This window comes from Streptomyces sp. NPDC005483, from assembly GCF_040606035.1.
GTDB lineage: Bacteria > Actinomycetota > Actinomycetes > Streptomycetales > Streptomycetaceae > Streptomyces.
This window is the reverse complement of the sequence record NZ_JBEXEA010000005.1, coordinates 225,988-240,734: the sequence shown is the minus strand read 5'-3', so window position 1 is coordinate 240,734 and position 14,747 is coordinate 225,988. Positions and strand designations below refer to the sequence as shown.

Below are 14,747 nucleotides of genomic sequence, written 5' to 3'. Positions count from 1 at the left end.
CGACCGGACCCTAGAAGCCGTGCGGCAGCCACGGCGCCACCGCCGACCCGAACCCCACCGCCGCCTCGGCCAGCGCCCCCTGCCGCACCTCCCGCACCAGCCCGGCCCCCGCCAGCGAGGCGAGGCTCACGCCGCCGAGATAGGCCGCCCCCAACTCCCGTACGGACAGGGCGAGGTCGGCCGCCTCCGTCGTACGCTCGCAGGACGCGCCCTTGGCGTCCCCGCTGAGCCGCCAACGCCCGGTGTTCCAGGGGCAGAAGGAGTCCTCGACCTCCAACACCACGTCCACCGGCGTCTGATAGGTCCGCGCCTCGAGTGCGGCCCCGACGTCGACCAGCCGCACGTGCAGCGAGTCCCGCACCAGCAGCGAGCAGCGCCGGACGTCGGAGACGAGGTACTGCCAGGCCTCGTCGACCGGCCGCCGCCGGGCGTCGATCCGCGAGGTGAGGTCGAGGCCGAAGAGGAACCGCCACAGGGCGCCGTGCGAGGCCGGGTCCAGCGCCTCCAGGTCGGAGAGCACCACCGTGCCCCTGGGCCCGGCCGGCTCCCAGTCCGCCTTGACCCGGTACCGCGCGAACCCCACGACCTCCCCGTCCCGCTCCGCGACCACGCACTGCAGCGGTGAGGCACCGTCCCGCTCGCTCTCCGGGTCGAGCAGCCACAGCCGCTCCCAGCCCGGAATCCGGGCGACCATCCCGGGCCGCCGGGACACGAGCCGGGCGTAGACCGCCTCGCACGCGTCGAGCACGTCGGCGGGCGCGGCGTACCGCAGGTGTACGTCGTCGGTGCCGGGCGGCAGGGACAGCCGTACCCGGGTCGTGTCGATGTCGGCGTTGAGGTGGTAGGTGCCGACGCCGTACCCGAACCGGCCGTAGATCACCGGCTCGGAGGCGGTGAGCACGGCCAGCGGTTCGCCCCAGGAGCGCACGTCGTCCAGCTGGCGGCGCATCATCGAGGTCAGCACCCCGCGCCGGCGGTGCGTGCCGGCCACGCTGACCATGGTCACGCCGGCGGCGGGCACGGCGGCCCCGCCCGGCACGGTCATCCGGAAGCCGAACGCCCCCGCCGTACCCACACACCGCTCGCCGTCCCACACGCCGACGGAGCGGTCGTACTCGGTGAGCTGACGAAACAGCTCCAGTTCCTCGGCCGACTCCGGAACCCCGCCGAAGGCGCGGATCAGGTTGCCGTACCACTCGTCCCAGTCGTCCTGCCGAAGCACCCGCAAGTCAGTCCCCATGAACCATGCCTACCAGCGCATTGCGGGACGAGCGAGGGAATTTCACCGGCACTCGTGGTGAGCGGGGGCGTGTACGGCCCTTGAACAGCTGTGAAGTTGAACCTCGCACGGGGGACAAGTCGTACCTCCTGTGCCAAGCAGGGGGTTCGACGGATAAGGTCCCGAACTAATGGCAGCAGGACGAGAGCGGCGCGCGGAAGCCGAGACGTTCACGGCCCGGTTGAGGATGCAGTGGCACCGGGTCCGCGTCGGCCTGCGCAGAAGCGCCGTGGACTACTTCCGCGGCGACGGCTCGGACTGGGTCGCGCTGGCCGGCCTGCTCCTGACCGTCCCGGTGATCGCGGCCGTCACCCTGATGAACTCGGTGTGGTGCTCACCGGCCGCGCTGGTCCTCCCGATCGTCGCCGGCGGTCTGCTGCTGCGCCCGGCGAGCCTGCTCGGCCTGTACGCGGCGGCGGCGACCGCGCTGATCGTGGAGTCGGTGCGGCTGGGGCCGTACACCGAGGGACCGTCCCGGGTCACCCCGGGCGTGGTCCTGGTTGTGGCGGCCTGCGGTTTCTTCGGCCTGCTGATCGCCCAGTTCCGCAGCCGGGTCGGGGTGCCCTGGCGGCGCGGCGGCACCATGCTGTTCGACCTGCGCGAACGCATCCGTGTACAGAGCAAGCTGCCGCACCTGCCCCAGGGCTGGCACCGGGAGATGGCGCTGCGACCCGCGGGCGGGCAGTCCTTCTCCGGCGACTTCGTGGTCGCGGCCCGCACGAACGGTGGCCGTACGCTGGAGGCCGTCCTGACCGACGTCTCCGGCAAGGGCATGGACGCGGGGTCGCGGGCGCTGCTGCTGTCGGGGGCGTTCGGCGGCCTGCTGGGCTCACTGCCCCCGCACGCCTTCCTGCCCGCCGCGAACGGCTATCTGCTGCGCCAGGACTGGGACGAGGGCTTCGCGACCTCGATCCACCTGGTCCTGGACCTCGACTCCGGCGACTACGAGCTCTACTCGGCCGGCCACCCGCCGGGGCTCCAGCTCAGCGCCGGCAGCGGCCGCTGGGAGGAGAAGGCCGCGGAGGGTCCTCTCCTCGGCGTCTACGACGGCGCCCAGTTCGACCCGGTCAAGGGATCACTCCGCCCCGGCGACGTCCTGATGCTCTTCACCGACGGTCTGGTGGAGACGTCCGACCGGGACATAGTCGAGGGCATCGACAGGCTGACGGGGGAGGCCGACCGGTATGTGGCCGGCGGCTTCCACGGCGCCGCCTGGCACCTGATCGAAGCGGTCGCCAAGGACGTCAACGACGACCGGGCGCTGCTGCTGATCTGCCGGGAGGGCCCGACGGCTCAGTCGATGCCGCGCTAGCCGTTCGCCCGCGACCAGGTGGGGACAGCCCGCCCGTCCCGTCCGCCCTGACCGGCCTCGCCCGCTCGTCCGCCCCGGCTGGGTCGTCCGTCCCGTGCGCTCAGTCCGCCCTGGCTGGCCCCATTCGTCGGCTGTCTCGGCTGGGTCGGCTGGGTCGTCTATGCCCCCAGTCGGCCCTGGTTGGCCTCGTCCGCTCGGCCGCCCCGGCTGGGACGTCTGCCCCGTGCACCTCGGCTGCGTCGTCTACCCCGTGCGCCCCGGCTGCCTCTGCGCTCGGCCCGCACCGACTGGCCTCGTCCGCTCGGGTGCCCAGGCTGGGACGTCTGGCCCGTGCGCCCCGGCTGGCCTCGTCCGCTCGGCCGCCCCGGCTAGGTCGTCTGCCCAAGTCCGCCCCGCTGCCTCGCCGCCTCGGCCCTCCGCCTCATCGGCTCCATCTCCGTCAGGTGCTGCGCATGACCGCTGGGCGGCCCACCTGGGCGCCTCGCCGGAACAGTCCCCGGTGGGGGAGGGACAGCACGTACCGCCGCTCGTCCGCCGTTCCACGGGGTCTTCGCGGGCACGGTCGTCGTGCTCGGCCTCACCGCGGCCTACCTCCCGGCCCGGGCGGCGCGGCGGCGCGACACACTGGGGGAATGACCGACGAGTTGACCCTGGCCGAGGTCGAGGCCCTCGCCCGCGCCGCACACGAGGGCCAGACCGACAAGGCCGGGCGGCCCTACGCCGAACACCTGCGCGCCGTCGCCGAGGGAGTGCGCGCGCGGGGCGGCGACGACGAGCAGATCGCGGCGGCCTGGCTGCACGACTCCGTCGAGGACGACGCGCTCTCCGCGCAGTGGCTCGACGAGGCCGCGCTGAGCCGCCGTACCAAGGACATCGTGCGCGCCGTCACCAAGCGGGCCGGAGAGCCGCCCGAGGCGTACGCCGGGCGCATCCTGGCGACCCCGGGCGCCCTGCTGGTGAAACAGGCCGACCTGGCGCACAACGCGGACCCGGAACGCCTGGCGGTCCTCGACGAGGCGACCCGGAAACGACTGACCGAGAAGTACGCGGGAATGCGCGCGCTTCTCGGTCTGCCGACGTCCGGCTAGGCGCTGACCTTCTCCCGGGCAGCCGCCGTCTTCTGCTCGCGCCCGCGCGCGACCTCGGCGGCCTCCCGCCTGAACGCCCAGTCCATGTCGGGCTCCATGACGCACCGGAAGACGCGGCGCACCGGCGCGGTGCACAGCAGGGTGACGGCGAGCGCGGCGACGACGCTCACGAAGATCTCGCCGAGCGGCCGGTGGAGCCAGGCGTGGTCGAACCAGCCCGCGAAACCGGCACCCTTGATCAGGAAGCCGTGCAGCAGATAGCCGTACAGCGTGCCCGCGCCGAGCGTGGTGAACCACATGCGCCGGCCCGGCACCCAGGCGAAGAAGCAGGCCGTCAGCAGCAGCGAGCTGCCGAACATGGCCAGCACCATGAGGGTCCGGTCCACCAGGGCGCGCCCATCTCCTGGACGGCGTTGCGGTGGTAGAACCACTCGGTGTTCATGCGCGGCACCGCCCACCAGCCGACGGCGAGGGCGGCGGCGAACACGGGCACCGCCGCGATCCGCATGGAGCGCCGGCGCACCATCCGGAAGTGCTCGGGCTTCATGACCAGGCCGAGCACGAAGTACGGCAGGAACTGCAACACCCGCTGCAGGTCCAGGTCGTCGCCGATGTCCGGGGTCACGGACGCCAGCATCGCGATGCCGAGCGCGAGCGGCAGCGGCCACCGCACCAGGTTCCAGATCGGCGTGGTCAGCCGCCAGATGAACAGCGCCACCAGGAACCAGGTCAGGAACCACGGGTCCAGGAGGCTGATCTCCATGCCCGGGTCGTGGTCGGCGTAGCGGTTGAAGAGGGAGTACGCCGTCTCGAACACGATGTACGGCACGGCGACGCCGGTGACGAGCCGCTTCAGCCGGTCCGGGCGCATGTCGAAACTGCGGGAGAAGAAACCGGAGATGACGATGAACGCCGGCATGTGGAACGAGTACACCACCGTGTACACGCCCTCCAGGATCCGGCTGTCGCCCTTGAGCGGCTCCCAGGAGTGCGCGACCGCGACCAGGACGATCGCCAGGTACTTGGCGTTGTCGAAGAAGGCGTCACGCTGCTTGTGAGACGGCGGGTCCTGCGGCGGGCGCGGACGGGGGACTGCGTCGGCGGCGGCTGGAAACATCTGAGGCACCCTAGCCGCGGCTGTGTGTTTCGGTAAAACCGGCCGTCTCGTTGCTGGTTGTTCACTTCTGAGACGTCTTCAACTGGCCTGTATTGTCAGGATTAATCCCTCTGAAATGCCGCATAACTATGCTCGTTGCGCATCTGTGTCGATGCTTCGGATTCCCTGCGGACGGAATGTGCGGACACGGTGGCCGCCGACCGAAAGGAACCGGCCAGGGGGTGCGGCGCGTGTATCGGCATGGCCAAACGTTGCCTCACCGGCCGCATATGCGGGCCGCGTTGGTGGCACGATGGTTCTGGCGGGGGTCGCGGGGTCGCGTCCCCGGGCCGGGAGAGCGGGACCGACCGAGGGTGTGATCAGTTGTGGCCATTTCGCTGTCAGTGGTGCTGCTGTTGGGGATCATCCTGGTGGTGTTGATTCGGGGCGGCTCCATCAAGGCCGGCCCCGCCATAGTCGCGGTGCTCTTCGGCTTCTTCCTCGCCTCCACCGGCATGGCCGACGACATCCAACGCTTCCTGGACTCGATAGCGGAGACCATCAACTCGATCCAGTTCTAGCCCCGGCACCCGGGACGCCCACACCAAAGGCCTCCGGCCCGATCCCCTGAGGGACCGGGCCGGAGGCCTTCATGGAGCGGGCGACGGGAATCGAACCCGCGTAGCTAGTTTGGAAGACTAGGGCTCTACCATTGAGCTACGCCCGCACAGCACGCGCCGCGGTCCGACGACCGACGGCACGAAAGCATCGTACCGGGTCGTCACCCCTCGCCGCACACCCCTTCCGCCCCGCGCCTCCGACGGCACGGCGCGGACCCGGCGCCGGGCGCGGGCTCTCATGACCGACACCCGCCCCTCTCGGCGACCGGCTGCCCTGAGAACACGGACTGCGCGCCCCTTCCGCGTGTCCTGCCCGAGCGGTCGGCGACGACGCGCCGGTCACGAGGTGGGTTGTCGCGCCTGCCCGCCCGACCGCCGCAGGGCGGGCGTCCCCGTCCGAACTCTTTTTCGATGGGGGACCGGCAACGACTGCCGTGAGAGGGTGAGAGGGCCACGAGAGGGCCACAAGAGGGGGGACGGTCCCGCTGCTCCGGACTCCACACGGGGCGTACGGGCCCGGTTCTGCCCGCGGCTCGCGAAATGCGGCAACCCCGCAGCCTGCGGGCATGTACCCTACGTGTCGCACCAGACGGGGTGTGGCGCAGCTTGGTAGCGCGTCCGCTTTGGGAGCGGAAGGCCGTGGGTTCAAATCCCGCCACCCCGACCACCAGCACGATCAGCTCGCGTGACCGCTCGCGTGACCGGGTCCGTGATCGCCTTTGGGGGCGTGTCGCCGCTGCCGTTACTATGCAAGCTGCACGCCCGTGTGCCTCTCCTTCCCAGAAGATCCTCCGGGCGGCGATCCGCCGGAGCCGCTCTGGCCCCGGCAGAATCCGAGAAGTCAGCCACAAGGAGACCGAACCGTGAAGAGCGCCGTGGAGACCCTGAACCCGACTCGGGTTCGGCTCAGCATCGAGGTGCCCTTCGAGGAGCTCAAGGACAGCCTCGACGCGGCGTACAAGAAGATCAACCAGCAGGTCACGGTGAAGGGCTTCCGGAAGGGCAAGATCCCGGCCCGCGTCATCGACCAGCGGTTCGGCCGCGGTGCGGTGCTGGAGGAGGCCGTCAACGACGCGCTTCCGAAGTTCTACACCGAAGCGGTCAACGAGGCCGAGATCGACGTCCTGGGCCAGCCCGAGGTCGACATCACCGAGCTGAAGGACGGCGAGACGCTGAACTTCACCGCCGAGGTCGACGTCCGCCCGGCCATCGAGATCCCGGACTACTCCGGCATCGAGGTCGAGGTCGACGCGGTCGAGGTCACCGACGAGGACATCGCCGAGTCGGTCGAGCAGCTCCGTGAGCGCTTCGCCTCGACGTCCCCCGTCGAGCGTGCCGCCGAGGACGGCGACGTCGTGACCATCGACCTGGAGGCCAAGGTCGACGGCGAGGTGCTGGAGGACGGCGTCGCCAGCGGCGTCTCCTACACCATCGGCTCCGGTGAGCTGCTGGACGGCATCGACGACGCCGTGAAGGGCCTGGAGGCCGGTGGCGAGGCCACCTTCGCCTCCGAGCTCAAGGGCGGCTCCGCGGCTGGCAAGGAGGCCGAGGTCACCGTCAAGGTCACCCAGGTCGCCGCCCGCGAACTGCCCGAGCTGGACGACGAGTTCGCGCAGCTCGCCTCCGAGTTCGACACCCTCGAGGAGCTGAGGGCCGACAGCCGCAAGCGCCTCGAGAACATGAAGCAGTACGACCAGGCCACCCAGGCCCAGGAGCGCGTCCTGGAGAAGCTCCTGGAGCTCGTCGAGGTGCCCGTCCCCGAGAAGCTCCTCGAGGACGAGATCAACACCCGCAAGCACAACCTGGAGCATCACCAGCTCGGTCAGATGGGCCTCGACCTCGAGAAGTACCTCGAGATCCAGGGCAAGACGGCCGAGGAGTTCGACGCCGAGACCAAGGAAGCCGCGGTCAAGGGCATCAAGACCCAGTTCGTGCTGGACGAGCTCGTCAAGCGCGAGAAGCTGAACGTCAACCAGGAGGAGCTCACCGAGCACCTCATGCGCCGCGCCGCCTCCTCCGGCATGTCCCCCGACCAGTTCGCCCAGGCGGTCGTCGAGGGCGGTCAGGTCCCGCTCCTCGTCGGCGAGGTCGCCCGCGGCAAGGCCCTGGCCGTCGTGGTCGAGGCCGCCACGGTCAAGGACACCAACGGCGAGGTCGTCGACCTGGACGACGACGAGGACGAGACGGCCGAGACCGTCGAGGCCGCCTCCGAGGAGACTCCGGCCGAGGCCGAGGAGACCCCGGCCGAGGCCGAGGAGAAGACCGAGGGCTGAGCCCACGGCACCTCGAACGTCGTAGGAAGGGCCCCGGAGACACGTCTCCGGGGCCCTTCCGGCATGTGTGCGCAGGACCCGGCCGGGGGCCCGGGGAACCGCGCGGCGCGCCACGGATCGGCCGCCCCCGGTGGTGAACCGGCGATACCACGGGCTACGCCCCCGGCGAACACCCCCCTTACCGGGATTCCCCGAGGGGACCAGCGCGTTAGGGTCCATGAGTACCAGGGCAGGGAAGTCCCTCAGACCGCCCAGCCCCCGGACGGGAACACGTGAGACGGCCCGGCGCCGTCGTAAGACGAGCAGGTGGATACGTGACGAATCTGATGCCCTACGCCGCCGGCGAGCCTTCCATCGGTGGTGGCCTCGGTGACCAGGTCTACAACCGGCTGCTCAACGAGCGGATCATCTTCCTCGGCCAGCCGGTCGACGACGACATCGCGAACAAGATCACCGCACAGTTGCTGCTTCTCGCTGCCGCGGACCCCGACAAGGACATCAACCTCTACATCAACAGCCCCGGCGGCTCGATCACGGCCGGCATGGCGATCTACGACACCATGCAGTTCATCAAGAACGACGTGATGACGATCGCGATGGGCCTCGCCGCCTCGATGGGCCAGTTCCTGCTCAGCGCGGGCACCCCGGGCAAGCGTTTCGCCCTCCCGAACGCCGAGATCCTGATCCACCAGCCCTCCGCCGGCCTGGCCGGTTCGGCCTCGGACATCAAGATCCACGCCGAGCGGCTGCTGCACACCAAGAAGCGCATGGCCGAGCTCACGGCCCAGCACACGGGTCAGACCGTCGAGCAGGTCACCCGTGACTCGGACCGCGACCGCTGGTTCGACCCCGAGGAGGCCAAGCAGTACGGCCTCATCGACGACGTCATCGCCACGGCTGCCGGTATCCCGGGCGGCGGCGGCACCGGGGCCTGAGCCCCATGCGGGGCCACAGCACCCCCGTACAGCCCCTCAGCCGACCGCCTAAGCCCCTAGGAGACAGACAGTGAACGACTTCCCCGGCAGCGGCCTCTACGCCCGCACCGAGGCCGAGTACACCGGCCCCCGCGCCGAGTCCCGCTATGTGATTCCGCGCTTCGTCGAGCGCACCTCGCAGGGCATCCGCGAGTACGACCCGTACGCGAAGCTCTTCGAGGAGCGCGTGATCTTCCTCGGCGTGCAGATCGACGACGCCTCCGCCAACGACGTCATGGCGCAGCTGCTGTGCCTGGAGTCGATGGACCCCGACCGGGACATCTCGGTCTACATCAACAGCCCCGGCGGCTCCTTCACGGCGCTTACTGCGATCTACGACACCATGCAGTTCGTGAAGCCGGACATCCAGACGGTCTGCATGGGTCAGGCGGCCTCCGCCGCGGCGATCCTGCTGGCCGCCGGTACGCCCGGCAAGCGCATGGCGCTGCCCAACGCGCGCGTGCTGATCCACCAGCCCTACAGCGAGACCGGCCGCGGCCAGGTCTCCGACCTCGAGATCGCCGCCAACGAGATCCTCCGGATGCGCGCGCAGCTGGAAGACCTGCTGGCCAAGCACTCCACCACGCCGATCGAGAAGATCCGCGAGGACATCGAGCGCGACAAGATCCTCACGGCCGACGACGCCCTGGCGTACGGCCTGATCGACCAGATCATCTCCACCCGGAAGATGAACAACGCCGCCGTCCGCTGACGCGGACCCGTAGGATATGCCGCCCCTTGGCACAGTGCACGTCAAAGTGAACCCTGCCAAGGGGGGCCCGAACGGGGGGCCCGGCAAGGTACCGTCGGACATAAGGCAGCACCAGGAGCCGCTGGACCTAGGCGTCTCCCAGGCGAAGGGGAAGCACACCGTGGCACGCATCGGTGACGGCGGCGATCTGCTCAAGTGCTCGTTCTGCGGCAAGAGCCAGAAGCAGGTCAAGAAGCTCATCGCAGGGCCTGGTGTGTACATCTGCGACGAGTGCATCGATCTCTGCAACGAGATCATCGAGGAGGAACTCGCCGAGACGAGCGAGGTGCGCTGGGAGGAACTCCCCAAGCCCCGCGAGATCTACGAGTTCCTGGAGGGCTATGTGGTGGGCCAGGAGGCGGCCAAGAAAGCCCTCTCCGTGGCGGTGTACAACCACTACAAGCGCGTCCAGGCCGGCGAGAACGGCGGCGGCAACGGCCGTGACGACGCGATCGAGTTGGCGAAGTCCAACATCCTCCTGCTGGGCCCCACGGGCTCCGGCAAGACGCTCCTCGCGCAGACTCTGGCCCGGATGCTGAACGTCCCGTTCGCGATCGCCGACGCGACCGCGCTCACCGAGGCGGGCTACGTCGGCGAGGACGTCGAGAACATCCTGCTGAAGCTGATCCAGGCGGCCGACTACGACGTCAAGAAGGCCGAGACCGGGATCATCTACATCGACGAGATCGACAAGGTCGCGCGCAAGAGTGAAAACCCGTCGATCACGCGGGACGTGAGCGGCGAGGGCGTGCAGCAGGCGCTCCTGAAGATCCTCGAGGGCACCACGGCCTCGGTGCCGCCGCAGGGCGGACGCAAGCACCCGCACCAGGAGTTCATCCAGATCGACACGACGAACGTCCTGTTCATCGTGGGCGGTGCCTTCGCGGGCCTGGAGAAGCTCATCGAGTCCCGGGCAGGCGCCAAGGGCATCGGCTTTGGCGCGACGATCCGCTCCAAGCGCGAGCTGGAGGCCAAGGACCAGTTCGAGGACGTCATGCCCGAGGACCTGGTGAAGTTCGGCATGATCCCCGAGTTCATCGGCCGCCTCCCCGTCATCACGAGCGTGCACAACCTCGACCGGGAAGCCCTCCTCCAGATCCTCGTCGAGCCGCGCAACGCGCTGGTGAAGCAGTACCAGCGCCTCTTCGAACTCGACGGCGTGGAGCTGGACTTCGAGCGCGAGGCCCTGGAGGCCATCGCCGACCAGGCCATCCTCCGCCAGACCGGCGCGCGCGGCCTGCGCGCCATCATGGAGGAAGTCCTGCAGGGCGTCATGTACGAGATCCCGTCCCGCAAGGACGTGGCCCGCGTCGTCATCACGGCGGACGTCGTCCACTCCAACGTCAACCCGACACTGATCCCGCGGGACGCGCGCGGGCGGGGTTCGGGCGAGCAGAAGACGGCTTAGTCCGCGAGGACATGCGAAGGGGCCCCGGTCAACCGACCGGGGCCCCTTCGTGGTTGAGGCGGGGGGAGTCCGTCAGGACTTGACGCGCACGTCGTTGCGGACCTTGGCGGTCAGCTCGGCCGCCTCCGTCATCGTGGTGCTCTTGCCCTCGGTCAGGGCGGCCATGTCGTACGCGAAGACGTAGGTCACCGTGCTGTGGTCACCCCAGATGCACACCGGCATCGACAGGGTCTGGCCGGACTCGGTGGTCTTGATCTCCTGGCACTTCATGACGCCGTTCTCGAAGCCCGCGGGGGTGAACTCCTGGGGGCTGCCCACGAAAGTGCCCGAGCCGGAGTCCTTCGAGGAGCCTTTCTTGGCCTGGGCGAACATCGAGTCGACGACCTTCTCCGGGTCGTCGATCGTGCCGTACACGCCCGCGAACATCAGGGACTTGACGCTGAGCCCCGTGCCCGAGGAGTAGGTCGCGCTGACGTCCTTGGCGTCCTTGACGCCCCATGACTCGGCGTCCTTGACGTCGCTCTCGCTCAGCGCACCGAGCCCGCCGTCGCTGCCCTTCTTGTAGTCCCCGCCGAGGATCGTCGCCGGTGCCGTCAGCTTGTGCGCCCCGTCGTCGGTGACGTCGGAGCCGCCGCTGCCGCCCCCGTTGCCGAGGACCAGATACGTCCCGACCCCGATCGCGGCCACGACCGCCACCGCGCCGACGATGATGCCGATCGTCTTGCCCTTGCCGCCGCCCGGCGGAGGGGGTTGCGGGACGCCGTAGGGGGCCTGGCCGTACGGCGGCTGCTGGCCGTACGGGGCCTGCTGGCCGTAGGGAGCCTGCGGCTGGCCGTACGGCGGGGTCTGCGGAGGGACGCCGCCCTGCTGCGGATAGCCGTAACCGGGCTGCTGGGGCGGCGGAGCCTGCTGGGGGTAGCCGTAGCCGGGCTGGGGCTGGCCCTGCGGCGGCTGGCCGTAGGGGCCCGGCTGGCCGTACGGCCCGGGCTGCGGCTGCTGCCCGGGCTGCTGGGGCTGCCCGTACGGGCCCGGCTGGTTGTGACTCATCTCTGGGTTCCCCTCCAGATGCTTATGTGTTCCCGACATCCTGGCTCAGGCACGGACGGCGCACGGCATCGGGGGCCCCACCGTTACAGAACAAACGCGTTTCGGGACACGCCCGCGACACCCCTAAACTGACCCCGTGACCGAGAACGCTCAGCAGCAGCCCACAGCGCCCAGCACCGAACTGCCGACCCAGTACGCGCCGGCCGAGGTAGAGGGGCCGCTGTACGAGCGCTGGGTGGAGCGCGGTTACTTCACCGCCGACGCGAAGAGCGACAAGCCGCCGTACACCATCGTCATCCCGCCGCCGAACGTCACCGGTTCGCTCCACCTGGGCCACGCCTTCCAGCACACGCTCATGGACGCCCTCACCCGCCGCAAGCGCATGCAGGGCTACGAGGCGCTGTGGCTGCCGGGCATGGACCACGCCGGTATCGCGACCCAGAACAAGGTCGAGCAGCAGCTCGCCGAGGAGGGCAAGTCCCGGCACGACCTGGGGCGCGAGGAGTTCGTCGAGCGCGTCTGGCAGTGGAAGGAGGAGTACGGCGGCCGGATCCTCGGCCAGATGCGGCGCCTCGGTGACGGCGTCGACTGGAGCCGTGAGCGCTTCACGATGGACGAGGGCCTGTCCAAGGCCGTCCTCACCATCTTCAAGCGGCTCTACGAGGACGAGCTGATCTACCGCGCCGAGCGCATCATCAACTGGTGCCCGCGCTGTCTGACGGCCATCTCCGACATCGAGGTGGAATACCAGGAGGACGCGGGCGAGTTGGTCTCCATCCGCTACGGCGAGGGCGAGGACAGCCTCGTCGTCGCGACCACGCGCGCGGAGACGATGCTCGGTGACACGGCCGTCGCCGTCCACCCCGACGACGAGCGGTACCGGCACCTCATCGGCAAGCAGATCAAGCTCCCGCTGACCGACCGCACCATCCCGGTCGTCGCCGACACCCACGTCGACCCCGAGTTCGGCACCGGCGCGGTCAAGGTGACCCCGGCGCACGACCCGAACGACTTCGAGATCGGCCGCCGCCACGACCTGCCGTCCCTGACGATCATGGACGAGCACGGCGTCATCACGGTCCACGGCCCCTTCGTCGGCCTGGACCGCTACGAGGCCCGCTCGGCGGTCGTCGGTGCCCTCAAGGAGCAGGGCCGGATCGTCGCCGAGAAGCGCCCCTACATGCACTCCGTCGGCCACTGCTCGCGCTGCAAGACCACGGTCGAGCCGCGTCTCTCCCTGCAGTGGTGGGTCAAGGTCGGCCCGCTCGCCAAGGCCGCCGGTGACGCGGTCCGCGACGGCCGCGTCAAGATCCACCCCGAGGACATGTCGAAGCGCTACTTCGACTGGGTCGACAACATGCACGACTGGTGCATCTCGCGCCAGCTGTGGTGGGGCCATCGCATCCCGATCTGGTACGGCCCCGACGGCGAGGTCGTCTGCGTCGGCCCCGACGAGGAGCCGCCCGGCACGGAGGCCGAGGGCTGGACCCAGGACTCCGACGTCCTGGACACGTGGTTCTCCTCCGGCCTGTGGCCGTTCTCCACGCTCGGCTGGCCCGAACAGACCGAGGACCTGCGGAAGTTCTACCCGACAGATGTCCTGCTCACCGGCCACGACATCATCTTCTTCTGGGTCGCCCGGATGATGATGTTCGGCCTGTACGCCATGGACGGCCAGGCCCCCTTCCACACCATCGCGCTGACCGGCCTGGTCCGCGACGAGTTCGGCAAGAAGATGTCGAAGTCGAATCCCAACGCGGTCGACCCGCTGGTCTGGATGGACGCCTACGGCTCCGACGCCGTGCGCTTCACCCTCGCCAACGGCGCCAACCCCGGCGCGGACGTGCCGATCGGCGAGGACTGGGTCAAGGCCTCCCGGAACTTCACCAACAAGCTCTGGAACGCCACCCGTTTCGCCCTGATGAACGGCGCCACGGTCGAGGGCCCGCTGCCGGACGCCTCCGAGATGTCGGCGACGGACCGCTGGATCCTGTCCCGGCTGAACACGACGGTCGCCCAGGTCGACGCGTACTACGACGACTACCAGTTCGCCAAACTCGCCGACGCGCTCTACCACTTCGCGTGGGACGAGGTCTTCGACTGGTACGTCGAGCTGTCGAAGACGACGTTCTTCGCGGGCGGCGAGCAGGCCAGGGTCTCCGGCCGGGTCCTCGGCGAGGTCCTCGACGTGACACTGCGCCTGCTCCACCCGGTCATCCCGTTCGTGACGGACGCCCTGTGGACCACCCTCACGGGCGGCGAGTCCCTCGTCATCGGCGAGTGGCCGGCGGACAGCGGCTTCCGCGACAAGGACGCCGAGGACGAGATCGCGCTCGTCCAGCGGGTCGTCACCGAGGTCCGCCGGTTCCGCAAGGACCAGGGCCTCAAGGACGGTCAGAAGGTCCCGGCCCGTCTGGAACTGACCGGCACCGCCCTCGCCCCGCACGAGCCGGCCATCCGCCAGCTGCTGCGCCTCCAGCCGGAGGCCGAGGGCTTCGCGGCCACGGCGACCCTCCCGGTCGCCGGTGCCACGGTCGCCCTCGACCTCTCCGGCACGATCGACGTGGCGGCCGAGCGCAAGCGCCTCGCGAAGGATCTGGCGGCGGCGGAGAAGGAGAAGGCCCAGGCGACCGGGAAGCTCGGCAACGAGGCGTTCCTGGCCAAGGCTCCCGACAACGTCGTGGACAAGATCCGGGGCCGCCTGGCCAAGGCGGACGAGGACATCGAGAGGATCAAGACCCAGCTGGACCGCTTGCCTCAGGCGTAAGGCTTCGTGGGGCCCCGGGGTCGTCTGGACTCCGGGGCCCTGCTGCTTTCAGGGGCGCGGGGCCGTGTCGATGTGCGGCTCCGCCGCGTGGGCGCGACCAGCCACAAACCTCCCCGCGCCCGCCAGGCGGCA

At 69.8% G+C, this 14,747-nt stretch carries 10 protein-coding genes, 2 tRNA genes and 1 pseudogene; 9 read left to right on the top strand and 4 right to left on the bottom strand.

Going from position 1 to position 14,747, the window contains the following annotated elements:
- Positions 1–10: 10 nt before the first annotated feature.
- Positions 11–1,240: a GNAT family N-acetyltransferase gene (locus tag ABZT06_RS12335; RefSeq protein WP_355738812.1), complete on the bottom strand. Its 1,230-nt coding sequence runs from the start codon at positions 1,238–1,240 to the stop codon at positions 11–13.
- A 169-nt stretch (positions 1,241–1,409) separates the two neighbouring features.
- Between ABZT06_RS12335 and ABZT06_RS12330 the strand changes: the two genes are divergently transcribed.
- Both ABZT06_RS12330 and ABZT06_RS12325 read left to right on the top strand, forming a co-directional pair.
- Positions 1,410–2,591, top strand: coding sequence for a PP2C family protein-serine/threonine phosphatase (locus ABZT06_RS12330; RefSeq protein ID WP_355738809.1), 1,182 nt, complete (start codon positions 1,410–1,412; stop codon positions 2,589–2,591).
- A 632-nt stretch (positions 2,592–3,223) separates the two neighbouring features.
- A complete protein-coding gene (locus ABZT06_RS12325; RefSeq protein ID WP_355738807.1) occupies positions 3,224–3,679 on the top strand; it encodes an HD domain-containing protein in 456 nt (151 codons plus the stop codon).
- On the opposite strand, the pseudogene ABZT06_RS12320 reads toward ABZT06_RS12325, so the two are convergent.
- Positions 3,676–4,796, bottom strand: a pseudogene (locus ABZT06_RS12320) (acyltransferase family protein). The gene ABZT06_RS12325 and the pseudogene ABZT06_RS12320 sit on opposite strands and share 4 nt — an antisense overlap.
- 365 nt (positions 4,797–5,161) lie before the next feature.
- Here ABZT06_RS12320 and ABZT06_RS12315 point away from each other — a divergent pair.
- Positions 5,162–5,356, top strand: a complete 195-nt coding sequence (locus tag ABZT06_RS12315) for a hypothetical protein (protein ID WP_352383949.1) — start codon at positions 5,162–5,164, stop codon at positions 5,354–5,356.
- A gap of 72 nt (positions 5,357–5,428) precedes the next feature.
- Here ABZT06_RS12315 and ABZT06_RS12310 read toward each other — a convergent pair.
- Positions 5,429–5,502, bottom strand: a tRNA-Gly gene (locus tag ABZT06_RS12310).
- A 483-nt stretch (positions 5,503–5,985) separates the two neighbouring features.
- On the opposite strand from ABZT06_RS12310, the gene ABZT06_RS12305 reads away from it, so the two are divergent.
- From ABZT06_RS12305 to clpX, 5 genes are all read left to right on the top strand, one after another.
- A tRNA-Pro gene (locus ABZT06_RS12305) sits at positions 5,986–6,062 on the top strand.
- 196 nt (positions 6,063–6,258) lie between these two features.
- On the top strand, positions 6,259–7,668 hold the full coding sequence (gene tig / locus ABZT06_RS12300; RefSeq protein ID WP_355738804.1) for a trigger factor: 1,410 nt from the start codon (positions 6,259–6,261) through the stop codon (positions 7,666–7,668).
- Between the two features lie 326 nt (positions 7,669–7,994).
- A complete protein-coding gene (locus ABZT06_RS12295) occupies positions 7,995–8,603 on the top strand; it encodes an ATP-dependent Clp protease proteolytic subunit (protein ID WP_355739323.1) in 609 nt (202 codons plus the stop codon).
- Positions 8,604–8,673: 70 nt separating this feature from the next.
- The gene (locus ABZT06_RS12290) at positions 8,674–9,354 is read left to right on the top strand and encodes an ATP-dependent Clp protease proteolytic subunit (protein WP_020136160.1); all 681 of its coding nucleotides are present in this window, start codon (positions 8,674–8,676) and stop codon (positions 9,352–9,354) included.
- 160 nt (positions 9,355–9,514) lie between these two features.
- Positions 9,515–10,801 (top strand): ATP-dependent Clp protease ATP-binding subunit ClpX, encoded by a 1,287-nt coding sequence (gene clpX / locus ABZT06_RS12285; RefSeq protein ID WP_053846477.1) that lies wholly within the window; start codon positions 9,515–9,517, stop codon positions 10,799–10,801.
- 72 nt (positions 10,802–10,873) lie between these two features.
- Here clpX and ABZT06_RS12280 read toward each other — a convergent pair whose 3' ends face one another.
- Positions 10,874–11,848, bottom strand: coding sequence for a hypothetical protein (locus ABZT06_RS12280; RefSeq protein WP_355738799.1), 975 nt, complete (start codon positions 11,846–11,848; stop codon positions 10,874–10,876).
- Positions 11,849–11,984: 136 nt separating this feature from the next.
- Between ABZT06_RS12280 and ABZT06_RS12275 the strand changes: the two genes are divergently transcribed.
- Entirely contained in the window at positions 11,985–14,615 is a 2,631-nt protein-coding gene (locus ABZT06_RS12275) for a valine--tRNA ligase (RefSeq protein ID WP_355738796.1), read from the top strand.
- Positions 14,616–14,747 lie beyond the last annotated feature (132 nt).

What these genes read in the sequence shown, in the direction of transcription:
- ABZT06_RS12335 (WP_355738812.1), bottom strand. Translation starts at nt 1,240, where the DNA reads ATGGGGACTGACTTGCGGGTGCTTCGGCAGGACGACTGGGACGAGTGG.
- ABZT06_RS12330 (WP_355738809.1), top strand. Translation starts at nt 1,410, where the DNA reads ATGGCAGCAGGACGAGAGCGGCGCGCGGAAGCCGAGACGTTCACGGCC.
- ABZT06_RS12325 (WP_355738807.1), top strand. Translation starts at nt 3,224, where the DNA reads ATGACCGACGAGTTGACCCTGGCCGAGGTCGAGGCCCTCGCCCGCGCC.
- ABZT06_RS12295 (WP_355739323.1), top strand. Translation starts at nt 7,995, where the DNA reads ATGCCCTACGCCGCCGGCGAGCCTTCCATCGGTGGTGGCCTCGGTGAC.
- ABZT06_RS12280 (WP_355738799.1), bottom strand. Translation starts at nt 11,848, where the DNA reads ATGAGTCACAACCAGCCGGGCCCGTACGGGCAGCCCCAGCAGCCCGGG.